At 68.0% G+C, this 21,625-nt stretch carries 24 protein-coding genes; 16 read left to right on the forward strand and 8 right to left on the reverse strand.

Annotation, left to right across the window (positions count from 1 at the left end; genetic code table 11):
• From ACYVE9_RS01240 to ACYVE9_RS01260, 5 genes are all read left to right on the forward strand, one after another.
• A partial coding sequence (locus tag ACYVE9_RS01240; protein WP_461025788.1) for an RNA polymerase sigma factor occupies nt 1-245 on the forward strand: 245 nt, incomplete at its 5' end.
• Nucleotides 242-1,063: a zf-HC2 domain-containing protein gene (locus ACYVE9_RS01245; protein ID WP_461025789.1), complete on the forward strand. Its 822-nt coding sequence runs from the start codon at nt 242-244 to the stop codon at nt 1,061-1,063. The genes ACYVE9_RS01240 and ACYVE9_RS01245, both read left to right, overlap by 4 nt.
• Nucleotides 1,060-1,893 carry an ABC transporter ATP-binding protein gene (locus tag ACYVE9_RS01250; protein ID WP_461025790.1) on the forward strand — a complete coding sequence of 278 codons (834 nt, stop codon included), beginning with the start codon at nt 1,060-1,062 and terminating at the stop codon, nt 1,891-1,893. The genes ACYVE9_RS01245 and ACYVE9_RS01250 overlap by 4 nt, the downstream gene beginning before the upstream one ends.
• Complete coding sequence (locus ACYVE9_RS01255; protein ID WP_461025791.1) at nt 1,890-3,281, forward strand: hypothetical protein; 1,392 nt, start codon at nt 1,890-1,892, stop codon at nt 3,279-3,281. Before ACYVE9_RS01250 ends, ACYVE9_RS01255 begins: the two co-directional genes overlap by 4 nt.
• Nucleotides 3,278-3,856, forward strand: coding sequence for a hypothetical protein (locus tag ACYVE9_RS01260; RefSeq protein ID WP_461025792.1), 579 nt, complete (start codon nt 3,278-3,280; stop codon nt 3,854-3,856). The genes ACYVE9_RS01255 and ACYVE9_RS01260 overlap by 4 nt, the downstream gene beginning before the upstream one ends.
• A 98-nt stretch (nt 3,857-3,954) precedes the next feature.
• On the opposite strand, the gene ACYVE9_RS01265 is transcribed toward ACYVE9_RS01260, so the two are convergent.
• From ACYVE9_RS01265 to ACYVE9_RS01280, 4 genes are all read right to left on the reverse strand, one after another.
• Complete coding sequence (locus ACYVE9_RS01265; RefSeq protein ID WP_461025793.1) at nt 3,955-4,380, reverse strand: PIN domain-containing protein; 426 nt, start codon at nt 4,378-4,380, stop codon at nt 3,955-3,957.
• Nucleotides 4,377-4,655, reverse strand: coding sequence for a CopG family transcriptional regulator (locus tag ACYVE9_RS01270; protein WP_461025794.1), 279 nt, complete (start codon nt 4,653-4,655; stop codon nt 4,377-4,379). The genes ACYVE9_RS01265 and ACYVE9_RS01270 overlap by 4 nt, the downstream gene beginning before the upstream one ends.
• 539 nt (nt 4,656-5,194) lie before the next feature.
• The gene (locus ACYVE9_RS01275; RefSeq protein ID WP_461025795.1) at nt 5,195-5,443 is read right to left on the reverse strand and encodes a hypothetical protein; all 249 of its coding nucleotides are present in this window, start codon (nt 5,441-5,443) and stop codon (nt 5,195-5,197) included.
• 189 nt (nt 5,444-5,632) lie between these two features.
• Complete coding sequence (locus ACYVE9_RS01280) at nt 5,633-6,247, reverse strand: hypothetical protein (RefSeq protein WP_461025796.1); 615 nt, start codon at nt 6,245-6,247, stop codon at nt 5,633-5,635.
• 338 nt (nt 6,248-6,585) lie between these two features.
• Between ACYVE9_RS01280 and ACYVE9_RS01285 the strand changes: the two genes are divergently transcribed.
• The 3 genes from ACYVE9_RS01285 to ACYVE9_RS01295 are packed head-to-tail and all read left to right on the forward strand — an operon-like array spanning nt 6,586 to nt 10,577.
• On the forward strand, nt 6,586-7,302 hold the full coding sequence (locus ACYVE9_RS01285) for an HNH endonuclease (RefSeq protein ID WP_461025797.1): 717 nt from the start codon (nt 6,586-6,588) through the stop codon (nt 7,300-7,302).
• A 32-nt stretch (nt 7,303-7,334) separates the two neighbouring features.
• On the forward strand, nt 7,335-8,750 hold the full coding sequence (locus tag ACYVE9_RS01290) for a transcriptional regulator (RefSeq protein ID WP_461025798.1): 1,416 nt from the start codon (nt 7,335-7,337) through the stop codon (nt 8,748-8,750).
• Complete coding sequence (locus ACYVE9_RS01295; protein ID WP_461025799.1) at nt 8,751-10,577, forward strand: DEAD/DEAH box helicase; 1,827 nt, start codon at nt 8,751-8,753, stop codon at nt 10,575-10,577. It begins immediately after the preceding gene.
• Nucleotides 10,578-10,586: 9 nt separating this feature from the next.
• Here ACYVE9_RS01295 and ACYVE9_RS01300 read toward each other — a convergent pair whose 3' ends face one another.
• Nucleotides 10,587-10,775 (reverse strand): hypothetical protein, encoded by a 189-nt coding sequence (locus ACYVE9_RS01300; RefSeq protein WP_461025800.1) that lies wholly within the window; start codon nt 10,773-10,775, stop codon nt 10,587-10,589.
• 70 nt (nt 10,776-10,845) lie between these two features.
• Here ACYVE9_RS01300 and ACYVE9_RS01305 point away from each other — a divergent pair, with 70 nt between their 5' ends.
• Nucleotides 10,846-11,808, forward strand: coding sequence for a NaeI family type II restriction endonuclease (locus tag ACYVE9_RS01305; protein WP_461025801.1), 963 nt, complete (start codon nt 10,846-10,848; stop codon nt 11,806-11,808).
• Nucleotides 11,805-12,344 (forward strand): very short patch repair endonuclease, encoded by a 540-nt coding sequence (locus ACYVE9_RS01310; RefSeq protein WP_461025802.1) that lies wholly within the window; start codon nt 11,805-11,807, stop codon nt 12,342-12,344. Before ACYVE9_RS01305 ends, ACYVE9_RS01310 begins: the two co-directional genes overlap by 4 nt.
• Here ACYVE9_RS01310 and ACYVE9_RS01315 read toward each other — a convergent pair.
• Nucleotides 12,337-13,626, reverse strand: a complete 1,290-nt coding sequence (locus ACYVE9_RS01315) for a DNA cytosine methyltransferase (RefSeq protein ID WP_461025803.1) — start codon at nt 13,624-13,626, stop codon at nt 12,337-12,339. The genes ACYVE9_RS01310 and ACYVE9_RS01315 overlap by 8 nt on opposite strands.
• Before the next feature lie 705 nt (nt 13,627-14,331).
• On the opposite strand from ACYVE9_RS01315, the gene ACYVE9_RS01320 reads away from it, so the two are divergent.
• Nucleotides 14,332-14,982, forward strand: a complete 651-nt coding sequence (locus ACYVE9_RS01320; RefSeq protein WP_461025804.1) for an HAD family hydrolase — start codon at nt 14,332-14,334, stop codon at nt 14,980-14,982.
• The gene (locus tag ACYVE9_RS01325; RefSeq protein ID WP_461025805.1) at nt 14,979-15,821 is read left to right on the forward strand and encodes a DUF1932 domain-containing protein; all 843 of its coding nucleotides are present in this window, start codon (nt 14,979-14,981) and stop codon (nt 15,819-15,821) included. Before ACYVE9_RS01320 ends, ACYVE9_RS01325 begins: the two co-directional genes overlap by 4 nt.
• Here the strand turns inward: ACYVE9_RS01325 and ACYVE9_RS01330 are convergent.
• Entirely contained in the window at nt 15,818-16,369 is a 552-nt protein-coding gene (locus ACYVE9_RS01330; RefSeq protein WP_461025806.1) for a P-loop NTPase family protein, read from the reverse strand. The genes ACYVE9_RS01325 and ACYVE9_RS01330 overlap by 4 nt on opposite strands.
• Nucleotides 16,366-17,331: an AAA family ATPase gene (locus ACYVE9_RS01335; RefSeq protein WP_461025807.1), complete on the reverse strand. Its 966-nt coding sequence runs from the start codon at nt 17,329-17,331 to the stop codon at nt 16,366-16,368. The genes ACYVE9_RS01330 and ACYVE9_RS01335 overlap by 4 nt, the downstream gene beginning before the upstream one ends.
• A 276-nt stretch (nt 17,332-17,607) precedes the next feature.
• Here ACYVE9_RS01335 and ACYVE9_RS01340 point away from each other — a divergent pair, with 276 nt between their 5' ends.
• The 4 genes from ACYVE9_RS01340 to ACYVE9_RS01355 are packed head-to-tail and all read left to right on the forward strand — an operon-like array spanning nt 17,608 to nt 21,623.
• Nucleotides 17,608-18,687 carry a hypothetical protein gene (locus ACYVE9_RS01340; protein WP_461025808.1) on the forward strand — a complete coding sequence of 360 codons (1,080 nt, stop codon included), beginning with the start codon at nt 17,608-17,610 and terminating at the stop codon, nt 18,685-18,687.
• Nucleotides 18,684-19,685 carry a nucleotidyl transferase family protein gene (locus ACYVE9_RS01345; RefSeq protein ID WP_461025809.1) on the forward strand — a complete coding sequence of 334 codons (1,002 nt, stop codon included), beginning with the start codon at nt 18,684-18,686 and terminating at the stop codon, nt 19,683-19,685. Before ACYVE9_RS01340 ends, ACYVE9_RS01345 begins: the two co-directional genes overlap by 4 nt.
• A complete protein-coding gene (locus ACYVE9_RS01350) occupies nt 19,682-20,596 on the forward strand; it encodes an NAD-dependent epimerase/dehydratase family protein (protein ID WP_461025810.1) in 915 nt (304 codons plus the stop codon). Before ACYVE9_RS01345 ends, ACYVE9_RS01350 begins: the two co-directional genes overlap by 4 nt.
• Nucleotides 20,580-21,623: an NAD(P)/FAD-dependent oxidoreductase gene (locus ACYVE9_RS01355; RefSeq protein ID WP_461025811.1), complete on the forward strand. Its 1,044-nt coding sequence runs from the start codon at nt 20,580-20,582 to the stop codon at nt 21,621-21,623. Before ACYVE9_RS01350 ends, ACYVE9_RS01355 begins: the two co-directional genes overlap by 17 nt.
• Nucleotides 21,624-21,625 lie beyond the last annotated feature (2 nt).

Below are 21,625 nucleotides of genomic sequence, written 5' to 3' on the forward strand. Positions count from 1 at the left end.
CGGCGGCCGCAGCTCCGCCGGACGCGGCGCCCGCCGCCGAGGAGCAGGCGCTCGCGGCGACCGTCGGCGGTGACGTCGGCGACGCGCTGCGGTGTCTCGCGCCGGAACTGAGACAGGTACTGCAGGCCATGGTGCTCGACGGGCTGTCCGTCCGGGAGACCGCGCTCCTGCTGGGGCTGCCCGAGGGCACGGTCAAGACCCGTGCGCGTCGGGCCCGGATCGCGATGCGGAGGGCACTGGCATGAACGTGGAACACGCGTCGGCACGCGTCATCACGGGATACGCGCGCGGCGGCGCCGACCTCGCCGCCGACGAGGTGTGGGCCGTGGAGGCCCATCTGGAGGCGTGCCGACCGTGCCGTGACCGGCTGGCCGCGGCGGTCGACGCCGAGGCACCCGCCGTGGCGTCGCTGGTCGACACCGTGTGGTCCGGCATCGAACCCCGGCTGGCGGTCACCCCCATGATGCCGCGCGGACGGCGTTGGTCGGCGCGGGCGTCGAGGTGGATGACGCCCGCGACGGCGCCGTGGCTGGCCATGGTCATGGGCGCGACGCTGCTGGCGCTGCTGCTGGACCTGGCCGGCTCCGCGTTCGGCGTCGAGGTGTCCTGGGTGCTGCTGCTCGCGCCGGTCCTGCCCGTGCTCGGCGTCGCGGCCTCGTGGTCGCGCGGCGTGGACCCGGCGTACGAACTGACGGCCTCGGTGCCCAGGGCCGGGCTCCCGTTGGTGCTGCGGCGCACCGCGTCCATGCTCACCGTGGTCGTCCCCGCCCTGCTGGTGGGCGGCTGGGTGACGGGGGTGATGGTGGCTCAGTGGCTGCTGCCCTGCCTGGCGTTCACCGCGGCGACGCTGGCGCTCGGTGGTGTCGTCGGCGTGACCCGCGCCGCCGCCGTACTGGCCGCCGCGTGGGCCGCCGTGGTCGTGGCGCCGACCCTGGCCACGCACCGGACGGCCTTCGTCCTCCAGACGGAGGGCCTGCCCGCATGGGGGCTGGTCCTCACGCTCGGCATCGGTGTCGTGCTCGCCCGCAGAGGCGCGTACTCCGTGCTGGGAGCCCATCGATGACCACCGGAGAGGAACACCACATGAGGTCCGCGGTGAACGCGGCCGACGTCGCACCGACGCCCTACGCCTGGGAGATCCAGGCCACCGGGCTGAAGGTCCGGGTCGGCAGGAAGCGCATGGCCGTCGACGGGCTGGACCTGTCGCTGGGCACCGGCGTCCACGGCCTGCTCGGGCCCAACGGCGCCGGCAAGACCACCCTCGTCCGGGCGCTGGCCACCGTGCTGCGCCCCACCGGGGGCAGCCTGGAGATGCTCGGCGAGGCCGTGGGCGGCGGGGACGAGCACCGCGCGCTGCGCCGCCGCATCGGTTACCTGCCGCAGGAGTTCGGCTACTACAGACGTTTCACGGCGCGCGAGTTCGTCGAGTACATGGCGTGGCTGAAGGAGGTGCCGAAGGCGGAGATCCCCGCGGCGGTCCAGCGCGCCGTGGAGCGCGTGGGGCTGGCCGACCGGGCCGACGAGAAGATGAAGGCGCTGTCGGGCGGCATGGTCCGGCGGGTCGGCATCGCCCAGGCAATCGTCAACGACCCGGCCGTCCTGCTGCTCGACGAGCCGACGGTCGGCCTCGACCCGGCGCAGCGACTGCGCTTCCGCGAGTTGGTGCAGGAACTGGGCACGGACACCTGCGTCGTCGTCTCGACCCACCTGGTCGAGGACGTGGCCGCCGCCTGCACCGACGTCGTGCTCCTCGCCGAGGGGCGACTGGTCTTCCAGGGCACCCCGGACGACCTGGCAGCGGCGGGCGGCCCCGAGCACGTGGGCGACAGCCCGCTGGAGCGCGGTTACTCGGCGCTGCTCCTGAAGCCCTTGTCCGAAAGGGGCACTTGGTGAACGCCCGCATGCTGCGCATCGAGCTGAAGCGCTCCATCGCCCCGTGGGCCGGCCTCGTCGTCCTGGCGACGGCGCTGGCGTTCCTGTACCTGGTGAACGCCGCGTGGTGGAGGGGCACCACCGCCTGGACGGCCCAGTGGACGCCCATGGCGCTGTGGACACGTTCCCTGCTGTTCTACCTGTGGCCGCTCGCCGTGGGACTCGGCGCGCTGCAGGGCCTGCGCGACCACCGCTCGAAGATGACCGAGCTGCTGACGAGCACGCCGCGGCCCGCCCGGCACCGCGCGGCCACACTGGCGGGCACGACCGCGGTCACGCTGACGTCGGCCTTCACGCTCCTCGTCCTCGTCGGCGCGGTCCAGGTCCTCGCCAACACCGCGTACACACACCTGGGTTGGCTGCCGATCTCGCTGGTGGGGGCACTCGCCCTCGTCGCGGGAGCCGTACTGGGCATGGGAGCAGGGCGGGCCCTGCCGTCGGCGCTCACCCCGCCCGCGCTGACCATGTGCGCCTTCGTGTTCACGGCCCTCATGCACATGTCGTTGGGCCGGACGGAGACGTCCTCGGCCACGGGAATCCCCGGCACGGAACCCAACCAGGTCTCGCTGCTGTCCCCGGCGGTGCAGGAGGTGAACGACGTGTTCGTCACGCTCTCCACGTCCGTGCACGCCGGGCAGACGATCTGGCTGCTCGGCATGGCCGCGACCGGCTTCGCGCTACTGGTCGCCGCGACCCCGCGCGCCCGGCTGGTCGCCCTCACCCCCCTCCTGGCGGGCGCGGTGCTCGCGCTGCTCGTCCTCCCCTCCGACCCGCGCCGCATGTACGTCGTCGACGAGGCCGCCGCGGAGATGGTGTGCGACGGCCCCGTGTGCGTGACCAGGACCCACCAGGCGCGGCTGACCCATCTCGCGGACCCCGGCAGGAGGGCACTGCGCCTGCTGCACGGCGCCCTGGGCGACCAGGCACCGGACTCGGTCCGGGAGAACACCACCGCACTGCCGCAGGGCTCCGCACCGCAGTGGTCCCGCGACACCGTGCTCTTCGCCTTCGACGACGACATCATCACCACCGCGAAGGGCGAGGAACTGACCCGGGCCCTGATCGCCAAGGGCATGGTGCCGGGGTGCTCCCCCGTCGGCTGGACCGGCACGCTCAGCAACGTCGCCGCGCAGAGCATCGCGGCGAGCTGGGTACTCGACGACCTCAAGCCGCTCAGCGGCTCCCCCCACCCGCCGAGTGACCAGATCGCCCTGGCCCGCCCGGTGTGGAAGGAACTCAAGGCACTGCCGCGAGCCGAGCAGCTCTCCCGCATCAAGGCCACGCACGCCGCCGCACTCTCCTGCGAGGGCGACGTCCTCGACGTGCTGTCCGGCGGCACGTCCCGGTGAGATGGCTGACGCTGTACGCGCGCTCACGCCAGGTACCCGCGTCACTCGCCGCGGTGGTGGTCAGCACGGTGGCGGTGTGGGCGCTCGCCCACAACGGGGGCGACGGGCCCGGTGATCCACGGCTGCCCGCGCTCGTCCTCGCCGCCGGCGCGATGGCCGTCTCGATCGGGCTCAGCGGGCAGGACCTCGCACTGGACCGGACCGCCGCGATCCGCTGGGCACCCCGACGAGCGGCACACGTGCTGCTAGCCGGCACGGTCATCGGCACGGTCCTGCTGACCGTGCAGGCCATGGGCGGCGAGGACATGGCCACCGCCGCGTTCGTCCTCCGGAACAGCGCCGGCCTGATGGGCCTGGTCGCCCTGGGGGCGACGCTCCTGGGCGGCCAGTACGCCTGGACGCTGCCGTTCACCTGGCTCGCCTTCTCGTTCTTCGCCCCACCCCCGACGACCACACCGACGCAGGTGGCGACCTGGATGCTGCTCCCACCCGGCACGACGGCGGGCACCTGGACGGCCCTGGCCCTCGCCATCACCGGCACCGCCGCCTACGCCGCCGCAGGACCACGCCGGTAGCTGCGGCCCCGTGGGCGCGCTGAGACCCGCGGACCGGAAACGCGAACAACGCCCGATCGGCAACCTCGACGGCGGGCCCTTGAAGGGCGCGGGTCGGGTCACACCTTCTTGACGACAATCGTGTCCGGGACCAGCTTCTCCAGGTCGTCGACGTCCGAGGTGAAGACGGTGACCTGTCCCTTCTGCTGTCGCGCGATCACGGCGAGCACGGCGTCGATCGCGTACTTGTGGCCGTGCAACTTGGCGTCGGCCAGAAGCCGGCGGGCCTGACGGGCCTCGTTCTTCCCGATGTCGACGACCTGAAGCCGGGACAGTACCCAGTCCCAGCGCTGTTCCGTCGTTCTGCCGTCGTACGCCTCGACCAGGGTCATCGGCGACGTCACCACTTCGGCCTCCCCTTGCGCCGCGAGGTCGAGCCAGGCGATCATCCTCCGATCACCGCGCACGGCCAGGGAGAGAGCTTCACAGTCCAGGACGAAGACACGGAGCGGACTCTGCCCGTGCTCACCGGCTCGCTTCTTCACGCAGCCTCTCCGGCGTTCTGCCGTCCGGAGGCGCGGCGCCGCTCGTGTTCGGCATCGAGATCCTCCAGTTCGCCGAAGGCTGCCACACGCTCGTCCTCAGTCACGGGGCCGTGTTCCTCCTGCAGCCAGTCGACCAGTTCCAGGAGCCGGTCCCGGTCGCGCTTGAAGCGCAGCGCCTCGGCGACGTACGCCGAAAGGCCCCGCTCTGCCGCGTCCGCGCGGATCTCGTCCAGGAGATCCTCCGGGATCGTCACGGTTACCTTCTTAGTCGCCATACCAAGGACCATACTCTTGGTATCCCGCCCCTTACCAGTGGCGCGGTCGATGATGCGACGGTCAGGCGACCGTGGAGGGTGTGGGCAGCCGTGGAAGACCTGGCTGGTGCGCGAGGAACGGTGGATCGCGGCGACGGACGGTGAGGATGACGCGGTCGAAGTCCATGCCCGCGGCGGGCCCGGGATCGATACGGACCGGCAGAGCCCGCTCCTCGGAGCCTTCCCCCGGATTTCTCCAAAGAGCCCCCACAAACCACTCAGGGGCCCGACCGCTCTCGCGGATCAGGCCCCTGAACTGGTGTTTCCTCTGTCGGGGTGGCGGGATTTGAACCCACGACCTCTTCGTCCCGAACGAAGGTCGGGCGCGCCTCGCGCCTGTTGCCTTGCTGTTTAGCCTGGTCAGGAGGCTGGCGTGGGATGGCCTCGGAGGGTTCGGGAGGGGCTTGGGGAGCGGGTCGGCTCCCAGATGGCTCCCGGGCGGACCGCCAGCACCAGACACCTGTCGCTGCCGGCGGTCCGCCCTTCCTGCCCTCCTCCGGTCAGAGGCGGAGGATCCAATCGATGGAGGACTGCAGCAGCCAAAGGGCCGCGACACCCGCTACTGCCGACACCGCTGCCTTGAGAGCCTGGACGGTGAGCACCCAGCGGAGAAACCGCAGCCGGCGCCGTGCCCGTGGCGAGGGCCACCCCTGCCCTGCTCCCTCGGTGGCGCCGTCGACGCGGGGAGGGCGGTGCAGGGCAGCCTTGATCTTCCTGGCAAGGAGTGCCAGGACAGCCTTACACTTCACACGAAGCTCCTGATCAGTGAACTAGTCGGGATGTTTCCGCGGGGAAGGCACCGGCTCAGGTTGGTAGCCAGACGGCCGGGCCTTTCCCGTGTGGTGACTGAAGATGTGCAATGGCCCGCATGGAGCGGTGGAACCGAATGAAGGTGCACTCGGACCCATTCCCCCACCTGTGAGGATTTGCCACGCAGATCATCCTAGCTGAACACGACGCATGGCGAGGGCGACCGCCACCTCCGTTGAATCCTTTCCTGCCCGTCTCGCGTAACGGATAAGTGCCTCCATTTCCGCCCCCATCCCGGCGTGTGCCAGTTTTTCAGCTGCGTGGGCGATCTCGGATTCTTCCCATGAGGCGGCCAAGTCGGCAAGCAGGGCGATCCTCTGGTCGGCCTTCATTTCGGCTAGCAGTCCGAGAAGGTCTGGAGGTGCTGCAAGCCGGTCGGCCCCCACCGGTGAAGCACTGGGGCTGTTGCGCCGGTCCCCCATTCTGAATGCCGCGCCGTTGCGCCGGTCCCCCTCCAAACAGGTGCAGTCGACTGAAGGGTGCCCCTTCGACCGCCTAGCCGCACACAGCAGTGCTAGGAGTTCAGCGGGTTCGAGTTCGAGCACAGCACCCATGCGGTGAGCGCCCCGTTGCGCCAGCTCGGACATGAGGCGGACCGCCTCCCTGTCGGGAAGACGCCGCCCGTGGAGCCAGTGGGACAGCTGGGATGGTGAAATGCGCAGGGCCTCCGCCGCGACATGCAAGGCGGCGCCCGGCCGGACGTACTGGATAACGACCCGCAGGGCTGCGGCGAACTCCTTCACCTCGCCAGTGGTGCCGGATGCGTAGGAACTTCCGATATGGCCTGAAGCTGGCACAGCGAAGGGACCCCTTCCGGTTGCCGGGGCTGCGCACGGAGACGAGCAATCGGACTGAGCCTAGCCGTTGCCGGGGCGCGAGGTCTCGGGTTCTCCGGTCATCGAGCGGGCTATTTTCCACGAGGGATCGAAGCGGCCGAAACGCCGCACTCCGGGCAATTCGGATGACCGTCTTTACTGAAGTTGTAAAGATGCCTGATCACTGGAGTCGATAGCACTTTCTGTGCTAGTAATGGGTGGTTGTATGGCGTCTTTCACTGCCCTCCCGAGGAGGTTTGGCTCGAATGGAAGCACCCCTGCCCTCTTGGCTGGATCCCAGCCTGGGGACGATGAAGCGCGCTGCACTGTGGCTCGTGTCCGAGGTCGGAGTGGGCAAGACGTTCACTAAGGAGCAGCTCCGCGCAGCCTTCCCCGGCGTCTCGCAGGTCGACCGCCGCATGAGGGATCTGCGGGGCTTCGGATGGCGAATCGACACGAACCGCGAAGACGCGACGCTGGACTCGCGCGAGCAGCGCTTCGTCGAGCAGGGTGATCCGGTCTGGCTGCCCGGGCGGGCAACACGCAGGGCCGGCACTGCCGCTATTGGCGCAGGACGGCGGCGGGAGGTTCTGGCGAGGGACGGGAACATGTGCCGCTCCTGCGGTATCACCCCCGGCGAGCTGTACCACGGCACAGACGAAGCCGCCCAGCTCGACATCGCTCGGCGAGAAGTCGTCAAGCCCGGTGGACGGCGGACGACTGAGTTGGTCACTGAGTGCCGGCGGTGCAGAGTCGGCGGCCGTGCGCTAGTGGTGGATCTTGGCCAGGTCGAGAAGGCAGCGGCGGCGCTCAGCCCTTCGGATCGCCGCGTCCTGGAGGGCTGGTTGGATGACGACCAGCGAGAGTTCACCGCGCTCGACCGGCTCTGGAGTGCTTACCGCTCCCTGCCTGAAGAGTCGCGAGCGCAGCTGCGCTCGCAGCTTGGTGCTACCCGAGACCAATCTCAGCACAAAGTGGTCTAGACAACGATACGTAGGGAAGCAGGAACAAGGAAATGGCACAGGACTACGGTCTGCCGCCGAACGCCGAGGAGAACCGCGCGCTGGTCCGGTCACGTTTGCGGGAAGTCAATGCCGGCAGTGGTTCTCGCGAGACGCTGACGGTGGAGTGGCGCGGGCAGCCTGAGCACCTGGAAGTCATTCAGATGCCAACGGGGAACCTCTACTACAACCCTGCCACCCACCGCATCCGCGCCCAGTCCGGACACGACCCCAAGCAGGCGGCGGCACTGGCTGACGAGCCTTGGAGCAGTGAGGGCCAGGCTTACTTGGATCGGTTGCTGCAGGTACTCCCCGCAGACCCGGCAAGGACGGACCCGGATTTCGATGAACTGGTCGCTAGCCTCAAGGAGTACGGCCAGACGGACCCCGGCCTGATTTCCCGCGAGGGTATTCTTGTCAACGGCAACACCCGCCGCGCAGGGCTTATGCAGCTGTACGGCCCGACGCACGAGATGCGCGTGGCCGTCCTGCCGGAGAGCTGTGACTGGCAGGACATCGCGGCAATCGAGCTGTCCCTGCAGCTGCGCAGAGAGCACCGGCGAGACTACTCCTACATCAACCGGCTCCTCGCAGTGCAGGAACTTGTCGACCAGGGAACACCTTTGGCGGTTGTGGCTTCGACGTTCCGCACGACAGCGGAGCGGTGCCGTCAGGACCAGTGGGTGCTGGCGAACATCGAGTCGCTGATCGAACGCAGCCGGTCGGCTGGCGGCCAGCTGTCTCTGGTGGCGTTCGAGGACCAGGCGGAGAAGTTCCGCGAGCTCCACCGCGCCTACGTCAAGCAGTACGCGACAAACCCGGAGAAGGCCGAGCTGCTGCTAGAGAACCGGCTTGCTGCCATGCTGCTCGGGTTCGCCAAGACTGACGTGCGCTTCATCGACCACGACTTCAACAAGCGCTACCTGGCGAAGGTGCTTCCTGAGAACAGTGCACCGACCGGGCCTGCTGCGAGTACCGCCATCCCGGGCTTGGGCAGGGCGGTTAAGGGCCCCTCTGCCGAACTCAGTTCGGCCAAGTCTCTGACCGACACCGTTCTGCGCTTGCGGGTCGCCGTCCAGCCTAGCGGATCTGCTCCGCCGAATGCTGCTGCTGAGGCGCAGAAGGAGGCGCAAAAGCTGCGCGGTGCGATGGACGAAGCCATCAGCTTCGCAGGACGTGAAGCGCGCATTCAGAAGCGCAAGCAGGCTGCCCCTGCTCGCCTAGCCGATGCGGGCCGGGACATTGACCAGTGCATTACGGACCTCGTCATGTCCCGGGCTCAGAGCAGCCTTGACGAGGATGGCTTCGACGATGCCGTCACCGACCTCCGGAAGAAGCTGCAGAAGCTCGCGCTTGAAGCCAAGCGCACTGTGAAGGATCCCGGCGACGGGGTGACTTGGCTCATCGAGACCCTCGGGAGGACTCGCTAGATGGCTGGCGAGCCCAGTCTGACGATCGGGTTCGATATTACGCGGACCCAGGCATCTATGAGGACGGTGCCTGCGTGCCGCAGTGCTCTCGGTCAGATGATCGCCAGCTTTCCCAGCGGACGGATGACAGACCGGTTGTCGGCCGCAGTCCCCATAGACAGCTTCCTTGCGAGCATCAGCGCGTTGGCTTCCTGGCCTGAACCGGAAAGCGTTGTCTGGGAGGACGACTTCCGGCGTCTCGTCACGGAGATGCTCGACACCGCTGACGCGGCCGAGAGGCTGCTCAGTGGTGAGGTCGGTGAGGACGCTGTCACTGCCGACCAAATCCCCGCTCTGCTCGGGGCAGGCTGGAAAGCCCCTCTGGCCCCGTTCCAGCTGCGAGACGCGGCCCGGCTGCTCTCAATGGGCAGTGGGGCCAACTTCAGCGTGCCCGGAGCTGGGAAGACCCGTGTTTCTCTGGCCGTCTTCTCAGCCCTGAGGGAGCGGGGCGAGGTATCTCGGATCCTCGTGGTCAGCCCGAGGTCGGCGTTCGAAGCATGGCGGTACGAAGCCGATGAGTGCTTTGCTGAGCCGCTCCAGGTTCATGTAATGGGCAAGGGTGCTCCACCTTCTGTCGATCTCCTGGTCGTCAACTACGAGCGCCTCCAAGGAGCGCTGCCTGCGCTCTCCAATTGGCTCAGAGCAGCTCCCGCAATGCTTGTCGTCGACGAAGCCCACCGAATGAAACTGGGAGGCGCCGGCGTCTGGGGCGCAGCTTGCCTCGCTCTCGGTCCGCTCAGCCGCATTCGGATGATCCTCAGCGGCACGCCGGCGCCGAACGGAGCCAAGGATCTGGAGAACCTCCTGTCCTTCGTCTGGCCAGGCCACGGGCGCAGGGTGGTGACCCGGGCCGTCGACGGCGGCGACCTTGCGTATGCGAGCCAGGTTCTGAGGCCCATGTTCACGCGCACGACGAAAGCTGAGCTGGGGCTGCCGCCGGTAGAGCTCCGACTGCGGCGGCTGGCGATGCCGCCTCTGCACGAAGAGATCTACGAGGCGCTCAAGGCCGGAGGCAAGGTTTCTGCGAGGGCCGCTGCCGACCGCATGGACTTCCAGGCTCTCGGCAAAGCGGTGCTGCGGATGTTGATGGCTGCAACCAGCCCTGCCCTTCTGGTGGGCGGGTCCACTCGGTACGAGCCTCTCGAGTTCCGCGTCCCGCCACTGCAGGCTGGTGAGAACGCCCCTCTGTCGGACCTCCTCCACCGCCTTCCGGAGTACGAGGTACCACCCAAGTACAAGGAAGCCATGGCCATCGTTGCGGAGAATGCCTCGCTGGGGCGGAAGACCCTGGTCTGGGCAAGCTTCGTCCGCAGCATCACCTCTCTGCAGCAGCTGCTGGCGCCCTTCCAACCAGCTGCGGTCCACGGTGGCACCCAGGACCGAGAGGAAGAGCTCTGCCGGTTCAGGGAGGATCCTGACTGCTCCGTCCTCATCTCGAACCCTGCGACCCTCGGCGAGGGCATCAGCCTGCACCAGGACTGCCACGACGCGGTCTACATCGATCGCGATTTCCAGGCCGGCCGCTTTCTGCAGAGCCTGGACCGCATCCACCGACTCGGGCTGAGCCCTGACGTCGAGACCAGGATCACCGTGCTCGCAGCCGCGGGCACGGTCGACGAGATTGTCGCCATGAGGCTGGCGAAGAAGCTGGAATTCATGGGCAGGATCCTGGACGACTCCGCAGTGCGCGAGCTCAGCGATCCGGAGGAAGAAGCCTCTGTTGCCGCAGGGATGGACGCGGCCGATATGCGGGCTGTCCTCGAGCATCTTGAAACGGGCGCGCTGTAGGGGTACAGCTCACAGAGCCCCGTCCTGCAGCAGCTTCTCCGAGGCATCCGCCTCCCGTTGGAGCACAATGCGGCCGTCCCCGTCGCTGAACGCCATGATGCGGGCCCCGGTGCCACGGTCGGCCTCCGCCAGGAGTCCGATAGGCAGCGAGACCTTCCCGTCTTCGTCGATGCTGAGCTCAGCTGGTTCCCGAATCACAGCAGAAGTGTGCCACTGCTGTGGCGTATGGGGCTGCCCTGCCTGCCCGCAGCACGGATAGAGTCCCGCCGTGGATGACGACGAAACGAGTATGCAGGCGCCGCTTTGGCCTCTCGGCGACGACGGCAGTGAGGCAGACCCCGAGCTGGCTGCTGTAACGCGGTACCTCCTTGCGGCCGATCCGGACGGCCGCAGGATGGCCGCAGCGGTCCGGCGGAGCATCGACATGCTGCTGGACGGCCAGCACACAGGCCGCTACCGCTGGGGTCAGCTCTACAAGACGGAGAAGGCGCACCTCGGCACGCTGATCGAGATCAACCTGCAGCGCGAATTCGGATTCGCCGACGGCCGCGACATGGACTATTCGATCGCTGGGACCGACGTCGACTGCAAATACTCCCAGACCCTGGGCGCCTGGATGATCCCCCCGGAGGCGCTCGGCCACCTGTTGCTTGTGGTCTGGGCCAGCGATGAGCGGTCGAGCTGGTCCGCCGGCGTGGTGCGTGCCCTGCCTGAGCGGCTTAACAACGGCGGCAACCGGGATGCGAAGAAGACGCTGAACGCGGCGGGGCGCCAGGCAGTGAAATGGCTTTTCGACCAGGCCCCGCTCCAGGAGAACATGCTGCTGAGGTTGTCCGAACCGGATATCGACGCGATCTTCTCCCACAAGAGCGGGCAGCGGAGGGTGGACGAGCTCTTCCTGCGTGCCCAGGGCCGACGCGTCAGCCGAACCGTCGTCGCGACCGTGGCCATGCAGGAGGACTACATGAAGCGGGTCCGCTACAACGGAGGGTCGCGTTCGCGGCTCCAACCCCGCGGCATCGTTATCCTTGGCCACTACTCCAGCCACGGCCGGATCGCTGAAGCACTCGGCTTGCCGGTGCCCGGTCCGGGCGAGTCTGTGAGCGCGCGGCTCGCTGAGGCGCGGCCCGAGCACAGTGCAGCTCCGCGGGTGGAGCTCGACGGGCGGGAGTGGGTCCTCGCCGGGCCTGCTGATCCAGAACAGGCTGTACCGAAGCTGCCGGAGATATGAGCGAGAAGGAAGCAGCGGGAGAGCTCCCGCAGTGGCAGCCCCCTGAGGGCTCGTGGGCCTCGTCGGCGGCTAACCGGCGGAGCATGCTCGGCAACCGGAACCGCGACACCGCACCGGAGCTGCTTCTGCGCTCCTTGGTGCATGCTGCGGGGCTCCGCTACCGCGTCGCTGCCAAGCCGCTTGCGAAGATGCGCCGCACCGCTGACATGGTCTTCCGGCCGGTGAAGGTGGCGGTCTTCATCGACGGCTGCTTCTGGCACGGCTGCCCGGAGCATTTCGTCATGCCCAAGACCAACCGGCCGTATTGGGAGGACAAGATCGGCCGCAACGTCCAGCGCGACCGCGATACTGACGACCGCCTCCGCGAGGCCGGCTGGCTGGTGCTCCGTTTCTGGGAGCATCTCGATCCGGAGGTGTGCGCCTGCACTGTCGTCGACGCGGTCACCGCGCGACGGCAGGAGGCTGAGGCGCTGAAGCGCCGGGGCAAGCCGACCCTGCCGCCGCGCGGCGAAGGGCGTGGCGCAGCGATCAGCTGATCTTCGCCTGATTCACCGCGAAGAGTTCATTCCGCTGATGGCCTTCCTGCCCGACGAATGCCTTGAATTCACCGAGTTGGTAACCCAGCGCCCCGCTGGAGCGCCGGACGCGCGTGATGATGAAGTCCCGTTCCAAGTGGGCGAGATGCCTTTCGACTTCCGGCTCGGAAAGGTGTTGCCCGTACTTCCCCAGCCGCCTGATGATCTGATCGATGCCGAGAGGACGCTCCATGCCGCGGAGCAGCTTGTACACCGGGTCGTGGACCGTATCCGTCGTCTCCACGAGCTGATTCCGCTCGCCTTGCTTCCGCAGAGCGCGGGCGATGGATCGGCCGACAGCCTCGGCGACGGGCGGCGGGAAGGCGTTGCCCACCTGCCGGTAGGTGGTTGTCTTGCGCCCTTCGAAGAACCACTTGTCTTCGGGCTTCCACCCTTGGATGCGAGCGACCATCTCAACGGTGAGTTTCGGCCCGGGCTTGCCCGCGGCAGGCTTCCAGCCTGGTTCGGGGGCTTCGTCTGCGACGCCCATGGCGTCTACGCCGAGTTTTGCCCACGCTGCCTTGGCCCGGGTCGGGCCAAGGTCCGCGCCACCGTGCTTCTTTGATCCGCCCACGATGGTGGGCGCGATGTCGTCTGCTCCGTTGGCCCAGGTTTTAGCACCTTCCCAGCCCTTGGCCGCCATCAAGCCCTCAAGCGCCGCCCCCACGGTCAGACGGGCATCGGGGAGTTCATCTGGCCAGGAGAAGTACTCTGCGTACTCGGGGAGAAGCGCCACGAGCACGAAGCGCGGGCGGAGCTGGGGAACGCCGAAGTCAGAAGCATGAAGCAGCTTCCACTGCGCTGCGTAGCCTGCGCTCTGCAAGGTGTCCAGGACGTTCTGGCGATATGCCGCGAAGCGGTTGGCGCTCAGCCCTCGGACGTTCTCCAGCAGGAGCGCCTTCGGCCGAACCCGCTCAGCGAGGTTGACCGCCCAGGCGAACAGATCGCGCTCGTCCGTTGCCCCGAGCTGCTTGCCCGCGATGGTGAACGGGGGGCATGGGACACCGCCTGCGATCAGGTCCAGCTGCTCGCCGTTCACGGTACGGCAGTCCTCAGGGGTCCACGTTCTGGGATCTGCTACATCGCCTTCCACCACGTGCCAGGCCGGACGGTTCCGGCGAAGCGTGGCAGCAGCATTCGCATCGAGCTCTACCGCCAGGGCGTGCTCGAAGCCTGCGCGCTCCAAACCGAGGGCCTGACCACCCGCTCCCGCGCAGATCTCGACCACATGCAGATCCGTCATTCGTCCTCCATACACGCGCACTGCCCACCGCCTGCTCGGCTGCACTCGGCAGGCCGGACTCGAACGTGCGAACGAGTCCGTCTGTCGCACGAACATCCCAGCCGCACGGCAGGAAGTCCACCGAGACTGGGATGTACAGCTGACTGCGAACGCGACCAGTGGGAATGGCCAGTCTAAGGGGCTGGAACCCCGCGGTCCGGGGCTCACCGGCCGGCTGTGTAAGAGAAGCAAGGACTGCCGTCCAGAAGCGGCTCACCTGCGGCCTTTCCCGCTTCGCGCCGCGCCGGAGCGATCGCTGCTCCCGCTGGGCAGGCCATCTCCCTGTGGATACCCGCGGTCGCGGACAGTCTGCACGCATGGCGGAGCGGGGTGCAGAAGCGCGCTGGGACCCAGATGCATGGTGGGCGTCCTCGGCGAGAGCGCCGCCGCAAGCACTGCAGAAGGCTGCAGGGAGCTGGTGACTCCCTACATGCAGTCCCGCAAGAGGCACTCCGCTTCGACGTTCTGCACGACGAGGCTTTGGAGTAGTGGCGACGCCGCCCTCCTGCGTCGGCTGCCGCCACGGCGTGCCCGACGGCATGAGCGGTCTCGCTCCGTTCTCCCAGACATGCGAATCCGCGGGTTCTCCACCTGGCGGGCGTTGACGATGTCACGATGAGGCGCTCGGCCACTACCGTCAGCGTGTCGGACAGTAGAGTCCAGCCTGTGCAGCGACTCGCGCTCTTCGACCTGGACGACACCCTCGTTGACCGTTCACGGGGGTTCCGGTCGTGCGTCCGGGCATTCTGCTCCGATCTCGGATTCGCCGGGGACGTTGAGCAGTGGCTGCTGGAGGCGATGTACGAGCGCGCTTACCGCAGGGACTTCGAGAGGCTCCGGGAGCAGTTCTCCGTCTCGGTGCCGGTGGAGGAGCTGTGGCAGCGGTACACCGTGTGCATGGCTCACGCGGTGACCTGCGCGCCGGAGGTGCTGTCCGGGCTGGAGCGGCTACGTGCTGCCGGTTGGGGGGTCGGCGTTGTGACGAACGGGGCCGGGGACATTCAGCGGGCCAAGATGGCCAGCACGGGGCTCGACCAGCGAGTCGACGCCGTGTGCATCTCGGAGGAGGTGGGCTGCCGCAAGCCGGACGTGGGCATCTTCCGCGAGGCAGTTCGGCTGGTCGGCGCGGACGGTCAGTCGAGCGGCTGGATGATCGGCGACAGCGCGGAGAACGATGTTGCCGGGGGGCAGGCGGCCGGCCTGCGCACGATCTGGATATCGGGTGGCACCGAGCGTGCCGTTGAGGCCGACCACGTGGTTTCCGGCGCCGCGGACGCCATCGATCTCTTGCTCGGCCTTGAAGGGGCGCGCGCGTGACCGGCGAGCGGGCTGTCGTGGGGATCTTGCATCCGGGCAGCATGGGCGCGGCGGTGGCCGCCCAGATTCGCGGTAATGGGGCGACAGTGCTGTGGTGCCCGGAGGGCCGCAGCGCAGCTACCCGTGGCCGTGCCGTTGAGGCTGGGCTGACCGAGGTCCCGAGCCTGGCGAACCTGGTGGAGCGCAGCCAGGTCCTGTTGTCGATCTGTCCCCCGGCGGCCGCAGCGACGGTGGCCAACGAGGTCGCGGTTCACGGCTACCGAGGCGTCTACGTCGAGGCCAACGCCATCACTCCGGAGCGGGTCGGCAGGGCGGCGGCCACGCTCACCGGCGCCACGGTCGTAGACGGCTCCGTCATCGGGTCGCCTCCGCGTGGCGGCAAGCGGCCGCAGCTGTTTCTGGCCGGTCCGGGCGAGGCTGTTGAACAGGTGGAGGATGTTTTCGTCGGCACCGACGTTCGCACACGGCGGCTCGGCACCGAGTTGGGCCAGGCCAGCGCCCTCAAGCTTGCCTACACGAGCTACCAGAAGGCGTCCCGGGTTCTTGCGGCGCTTTCCTACGCGCTGGCCGAGGACCATGGTGTCGAGGACGAACTGCTGGAGGTGGCGGAAGGCCGGTCGGGGAGCTATCTGGCCGAGCGGGACTACATCCCGAAGACGGCTGCCCGAGCGTGGCGTTGGGCTCCTGAGTTGATGGAAGCGGCTGAGTTGTTGGAGTCGTGCGGGCTGCCCGGCGAGCCGGTGCGGGGGGCAGCCGACGCACTGCTTCGATGGCAAGGCGAGCGGGACACCGAGCTCACCGTGGAGGAGGCGCTGGTTCAGCTGCATCGCCCTCGCTAGGCGACCTGTGCCAGTGCCTTGAGGACGGCGAGAGCGGACTCCGTCGCGGTCTGCTGGTCGGTCCGCAGGTGCAGGTCCCATCGTGTGGTGGCGTTGGCCTGGAGGTCGGCGTGGGTGGCGTCCCAGGCTGCGAGGCGTGCCTGGGTGTCTTCGTCACCGCGCAGAGTGGAGCGCCGTTCGGTGACGTTCCTGGGGCAGGAGAGATGGACGGTGATCCAGTTTGCCGGGTAGCCGGCGATGAGCGCGCTAACGCCGGCGATCTGGCCTAGGTGGACGACCGGGACCTGCCCGGCGGCGAAGACGGCGTCCAGGCCGGGGCGATCCACCACGTAGATACTGTTGTAGCGGTCGTTCCGGTAGATGACATCACCAGCCGCTTCCAGCTGCCCGAGCTGCTCCCTCGTTCCCATTCGGTAGCCCAGGCTGCGGCCTTCGCCGATCTTGACTCTGGCGAAGAGGACGAGCCGCGGGTTCTGCTCGGTGAGGGCGGCGGTGATGGTGTCCTTGCCGCTGGCCGGGGGGCCGTACAGGACGATTCCGGTCTTCATGCGAGTGCCACCCCAAGGGCGTATCGAGCTTGGTCGGTGACGGCGATGGCCGATCCGAAACGGTTGTCGACGACGAGGTGAGGGACTGCTGGGCGCAGGTCAAGATCGAGCCCTTCGAGGTACTGCGTCCAGTTGCTCAGTTTCCAGGCGTCGCGCGCGGCGGAGCGAAAGGCGATGTACTCGCGCATCGAGTCAACGTCGCACTCCAGCCAGATCGGTGTCACGTCCACCTGGTACGCCGCACAGCGATTACTCAGCCTCCGCATCCACGAGGGATCGGCCATCTCGCTGATGAACGGGGCCGTGGCGACGGTGGAGATGCCGCACTCGACGTTGGCAAGGATCGACTCCATGAGGCACTGGTACTCCAGCGGCCTTACTTCTGTCCGGTAGATCTCGGAGTGGCGGTCGTTGGGGTCGCAGCCGAGCTGGGTGAGAAGGCGCTCCACCAACGGCCGGGTGAGCGGATCCTTGTCCAGCAGCGGCCACCCGGTCAGGTGCGAGATGAATCGAGCGAACTCCGACTTCCCGCTGCCCGCGAAGCCGCCGATCAGCAGGAGCGACGGCCTGTGCTGGTCGCTGCCGTTGTGGCGTCGCCGCCAGGCGCCCAGAATCCTCTGCTGGACGCTGTGGCTGCTGCCCTCATCGGCTGTTGGCACCAGGTGCTCCAGGGCCCGCACGACGGCTTGCACGTGGCTGCTGTCCAGCCGCTTCTTGAACTCGGTCAGCGGATGGTCGACTTCCTCGCCGGGGAGGGCCTTGCGGAAGCCGAGCTCTGGCTCGGTGGTCTGGTAGAGCAGACAGTACGCACGCCGATAGTGCGGTCCGGGGAAGACCTCACCCTGCTCGTGCTGCCATAACGTCTGGAAGTTGGCCGCCGGAGCTGACAGCCCGGCGCGGCGCGCGGTCTCGCGCAACCGCTCGCCGGCGGCCTCCAGCGTGAGGCCGTGGGTCTCTCTCATCTCTCGCAGTTTCTCGGGGCGCCACCCCGATCTGTCCCTGCCCAAATCCCCCACCAGCCCACTGTTCGTCAGCATGTTCCGGAGCGTAGATCCGAGGCTCCCGATCCCATGTGTAAGCGGATGTTGAAAAGCCGCTGAACGCGGCGGCGAGGAGGCTCGCGAACTCGGAGTGATACAGCGATCACGCTATGCCCGCTGTGATGACCATGGCAACAGCGCCACCGGTACGAACGAACTGGAGGCCACACCATGTCCCATCGCGCAGCACATCCAGGCGTGACTTCACCGTCGCTGCTTCCCCGGCAGCGGCGAGTCTCCCCTTCGGGGACTGCCGAGGCCCCCGATCCCCCCGACATCCAGCAGTTCGTCGATGCCCTTCACGGCGACGGGCGCGACGCCGATGCCGATTGGCTCGCCTGGGCCCGGAGGCTGCTCGGCGGCGACGGTTTCACGCCTGCCCTGGCTGCCCAGATCTGGAGACAGGTCGTCGCGTTCGACGAGACGCTCGCACAGCTTCTGGCCTGTCCGGTTCCGGTTCCAGCAGGCACTGTCGTCGTCTCGGGCAGCGGGAAGGAGACCTTCAAGACGTTCAACGTGTCGACAGCAGCTGCCCTGCTGGCCGCCGCCAGTGGGGTCACCGTCGTCAAGGGCACCTCCTCCTCGGTCTCCGCCGTCTCAGGCTCAGCCGACGTCCTCACGTCACTCGGCGTTCCCACGCTGACAGACCCCGCCCGGGTCCCGGAATCCGTAGCCGCCTACGGCATCGCCTTCATCAACTACGCCTCCTTCTGCCCCCGCTACGCGGCCCGGTACGACGGCCGATTCGACTTCCTCAGCCCAATGAGCTTCTTCCTGCCGTCGGCCACGCTGGCCGTAGAGGCCGACGCCTTCCTGCACGGGCTGGCTCACGACGACGTGCGAACCGCCGCCCTGGGCATACATGCCGCGCGCCCGGACGTGGCACGTGGCCGCGTCGTCACCACCACGCTCGGACCCGGGCAGCGGATAGACGAGCTCGCCCCGTTCGGCACCAGCGTCAGCGCTGTCCTGCATCACGGCGACATACAGCTCGTGCGCCACCGCCGGGACGCGGCCCCCGCTCCCTGGCAACGGAGGGTGCGACACCGCTCCGACCACCACACGAACGCGGCAGCACTGGTCGAGTCCCTCCGCCCGGACGGTGATCCGGCCGCCACCGACCTGGTCGACCACAACGCCGCGGCCATCCTCGCCGCCTCGCGGCCCCACGTGGGCGAAGACGAAGCCCTCCAGATGGTCCGCGAAGCCCGTCTGGACGGCCGCGCCCAGCACCTCCTTCTCCGCCTTCGCGCTGCCCCCTCGAAAGGACTCCGATGAATCCTCAGCCGCTACCCACCGCCGAGGACTGGGCCGCCGAGACACTCGGTCCGCTGACCCGTCGGTTCACCCACCACGACCGGGCGCAGGACGTCCTGCCCGTGGACCCCGAACGGCCGCTCGTCATCGTCACCGGCTTCGGGCCGACCAACGCCCCGACCGCCGGGACGCTGTCCGTGATGCTCGGGGTGATCGAGATGCAGCGGCGCCTGGGGGTGCCGATGACCGTCGTCGTCTCGGAGCTGGGCGCCTGGAACTCCCGCAACGTGCAGTGGGACCAACTCGTCGCTGTCCGCGACCAGATGTTCAGCTTCATGCGGGCAATCGGCCTCGACTCGCCGTCGGGCCTCGCGCCAGTGGAGCTGCGCTCTCACATCGACTCGGCGAACCTCGTGCGGTGCGGACGTATCGCACGGTTCCTCACCCGTCAGGACTTCCTCGATCACCACGAGGACCTGGCCGACCTCTACCAGGACCGCGGCCTGCTCGGCAGCGAGATCGGCGTCACGGTCGACGCGCTCTACACGGTCGCGGATATTCTCGGGCCCGCCGAGGCGGGCGCCGCCCGCATGCTGATGCTCTCAGGTCTGGAGGAGAGCTACTTCACCGAGCTGTCCCGGCTCGTCCTCAAGCGACAGAAGGAAGCCGGCGATCTCAGCCTCGGCTGGCAGGTCGAACTCGGAGCCCTGTACTTCCGTGTCCTGGAGGGCCTGGGAGGCTACCCCAAGATGTCAAAGAGCATCCCGGCCTCCAGCATCCATCTCGGCATGACCGACGACGAGATCGCCGGACGAGTCCTCGGCCACGACGAGGCCAGCCAGCGACCTCTGCTCTCAGCGATCGAGCTCAGCAGCGGGTGGGCCATGCCCGAGATCGACCAGGCCCGCGCTGCCTTCCGGCACAGACGGCAGAAGCCGAGCGGCTGGGAGGTGGCCAAGCACCGGTTCACCGAGACGTTCACCAGTTTCGCCAGAATCTGGCGGGAGTGCGAGCGGTGAGCACCGGACCGGTGTACGTCGTACTCGGAGGCAAAGGCCGACTTGGCCGGCACCTCCTGGCGAAGCTCCGCGCACAAGGGCGCCGGGCCATCGGTCTCTCCCGCCAGCCTGACACCACGGGTAGGCAGCATGCGGACTGGATCCGGGCCGACCTGACAGCCACGTCGGATTGGCGCCAGGCCCAGAAGCGTCTCAGTCATCTGTTGGTCGGAGAGGAGGAGGTCGTCCTCGCTGATCTCCTCCTTGACCGGACCAGCGTGACCTCGATGCGACGCTCGATCTGTGCTGCTACCGCCTTCACACTGCGAACACAGGACGCGCTGGCCGCCAACGGGTTCACCGTCCGGGTTCTCGCGGCCAGCACGACCGCCGCCCTGGCCCCGTGTCTTCTGCAGACGCCGTACGGTCGCGCCAAGCGCCAACAAGCTATCCGTTACGCGAGGTTAGCCCACATTGACCTGGTGCTGCTGCCTCAGCTTCTCCATGCCACTGACCTCCGCAGCCCCGCTAGCCCCACCCGCACGACCGTCGGCAACACCTGCACCTACGCGTTCGCAGCGACCTCCTTGGCCACCATCAGCCAGCTCCCCGCCACCCGCTCGCTCTGGGTCGTTCGAGGCAACGATCCGCATCCCGACGTCCCGCACGGTCTCGGCGGACTTCCCACCTTTCTTGCCGCCCTTGCGCTCTCTTGCACCGTCAGCCGAAACAATCCCGCCGCGCATCGCCGGGCAAGCCGTGAAGGGCTGGCGCTCCTGCCACCTCGCATCCGTGCCCAGGTGGATCACCACGGCGCTCCCGAACGGCTCGTCCGCGGCTTCGCAAGGCACATAGGCGTTTCCCAGATGCGGACCATCGCCGCTGGGCCGCAGCCCGCCCCTCTGGAGGAACACGATGAAGAACGCCCCTGACACCGTCGTTCTTGGTACCGGCTTCGCCGGCCTCACCGCCTCTGTGCGACTGGCCGAGGAGGGCCACAGCGTCCGATGCCACGGCGACCGCGTCGCTGGAGCGTCCCTGCAGAACTTCGGCCAGCTCCACTCGGGAGCCGTCTATGCCCCCGTGCTTCCCGACGTCGCCGCTGCCTGCTTGCAGCACAGGTCCCGGTGGTTCAGCCTGATCGGTACGGATATCCCGCACACACCGGGCCTGGCACTTTTCTCCTCCCACGACGAGGTCGAGCGGTACACGCAGGCGTGGTCGGATCTCGGGATACCCGTGAAGCCGTTGTCCGGCTCCGAGCTGGACGCGTACAGGACCCAGTCCTCCCTTGAACCGGTAAGGGCCTTCGCTCTGCCAGACGTTTCCGTGGACGTGGTCGCCTTGCTCTCCAAGTCCGTCGCGTACGCAGCCGTCCGCGGAGTCGACTTCGCCCCACCCGCGTCCTGCGAACCGGTGTTCTCGCACGGCGAGATCCTGCTGTGGAGCGCTGACGCCGGCTACTACCGGCCCCGTACCCTCGTCCTGACCACCGGCCACCGCACGGTCCACCTGCTTGACCTGCTCGGCATTCAACACCCGCTCACCCTCGGCCACCTGCCATACGGCGTGCTGGAAGGCCCGGTTCCAAGGCTGCCGCTCACCTACTGGCTCGATGGGGACAAGCTTGCCATCAGCCCACAGCCCAGCGGGATCAAGGCAGCACTACCCGGCCGGCCCAGCAGCCCGACTGATGACGAGAAGGAGCGCTACCGGCTCGCGGCGGCGCTTTCGCGTCGTTGGCCGGAGGTTCCTACTGAGAGGCTTCAGCTCAGGTGGGGCCATGCCGCTGAACCGTCAGGTGCCCAGCCCGACCCGTCGGCTGTCGTGGTCGATCTCAGCAGCCCCCCGCCGGGCTGGGAGCGGGTGGCGAATCTGATCGTCTGCCTTCCGGGCAAGTGGACCACTGCCTGGCACGCAGCGGACCAGGTCGCTCAAGCGGTTGCAGCCAGAGGCTGATG

Source organism: Streptomyces sparsus (genome assembly GCF_054776295.1).

What these genes read in the sequence shown, in the direction of transcription:
- ACYVE9_RS01245 (WP_461025789.1), top strand. Translation starts at nt 242, where the DNA reads ATGAACGTGGAACACGCGTCGGCACGCGTCATCACGGGATACGCGCGC.
- ACYVE9_RS01250 (WP_461025790.1), top strand. Translation starts at nt 1,060, where the DNA reads ATGACCACCGGAGAGGAACACCACATGAGGTCCGCGGTGAACGCGGCC.
- ACYVE9_RS01270 (WP_461025794.1), bottom strand. Translation starts at nt 4,655, where the DNA reads ATGGCGACTAAGAAGGTAACCGTGACGATCCCGGAGGATCTCCTGGAC.
- ACYVE9_RS01285 (WP_461025797.1), top strand. Translation starts at nt 6,586, where the DNA reads ATGGAAGCACCCCTGCCCTCTTGGCTGGATCCCAGCCTGGGGACGATG.
- ACYVE9_RS01290 (WP_461025798.1), top strand. Translation starts at nt 7,335, where the DNA reads ATGGCACAGGACTACGGTCTGCCGCCGAACGCCGAGGAGAACCGCGCG.
- ACYVE9_RS01295 (WP_461025799.1), top strand. Translation starts at nt 8,751, where the DNA reads ATGGCTGGCGAGCCCAGTCTGACGATCGGGTTCGATATTACGCGGACC.
- ACYVE9_RS01310 (WP_461025802.1), top strand. Translation starts at nt 11,805, where the DNA reads ATGAGCGAGAAGGAAGCAGCGGGAGAGCTCCCGCAGTGGCAGCCCCCT.
- ACYVE9_RS01315 (WP_461025803.1), bottom strand. Translation starts at nt 13,626, where the DNA reads ATGACGGATCTGCATGTGGTCGAGATCTGCGCGGGAGCGGGTGGTCAG.
- ACYVE9_RS01330 (WP_461025806.1), bottom strand. Translation starts at nt 16,369, where the DNA reads ATGAAGACCGGAATCGTCCTGTACGGCCCCCCGGCCAGCGGCAAGGAC.
- ACYVE9_RS01335 (WP_461025807.1), bottom strand. Translation starts at nt 17,331, where the DNA reads ATGAGAGAGACCCACGGCCTCACGCTGGAGGCCGCCGGCGAGCGGTTG.
- ACYVE9_RS01345 (WP_461025809.1), top strand. Translation starts at nt 18,684, where the DNA reads ATGAATCCTCAGCCGCTACCCACCGCCGAGGACTGGGCCGCCGAGACA.
- ACYVE9_RS01355 (WP_461025811.1), top strand. Translation starts at nt 20,580, where the DNA reads ATGAAGAACGCCCCTGACACCGTCGTTCTTGGTACCGGCTTCGCCGGC.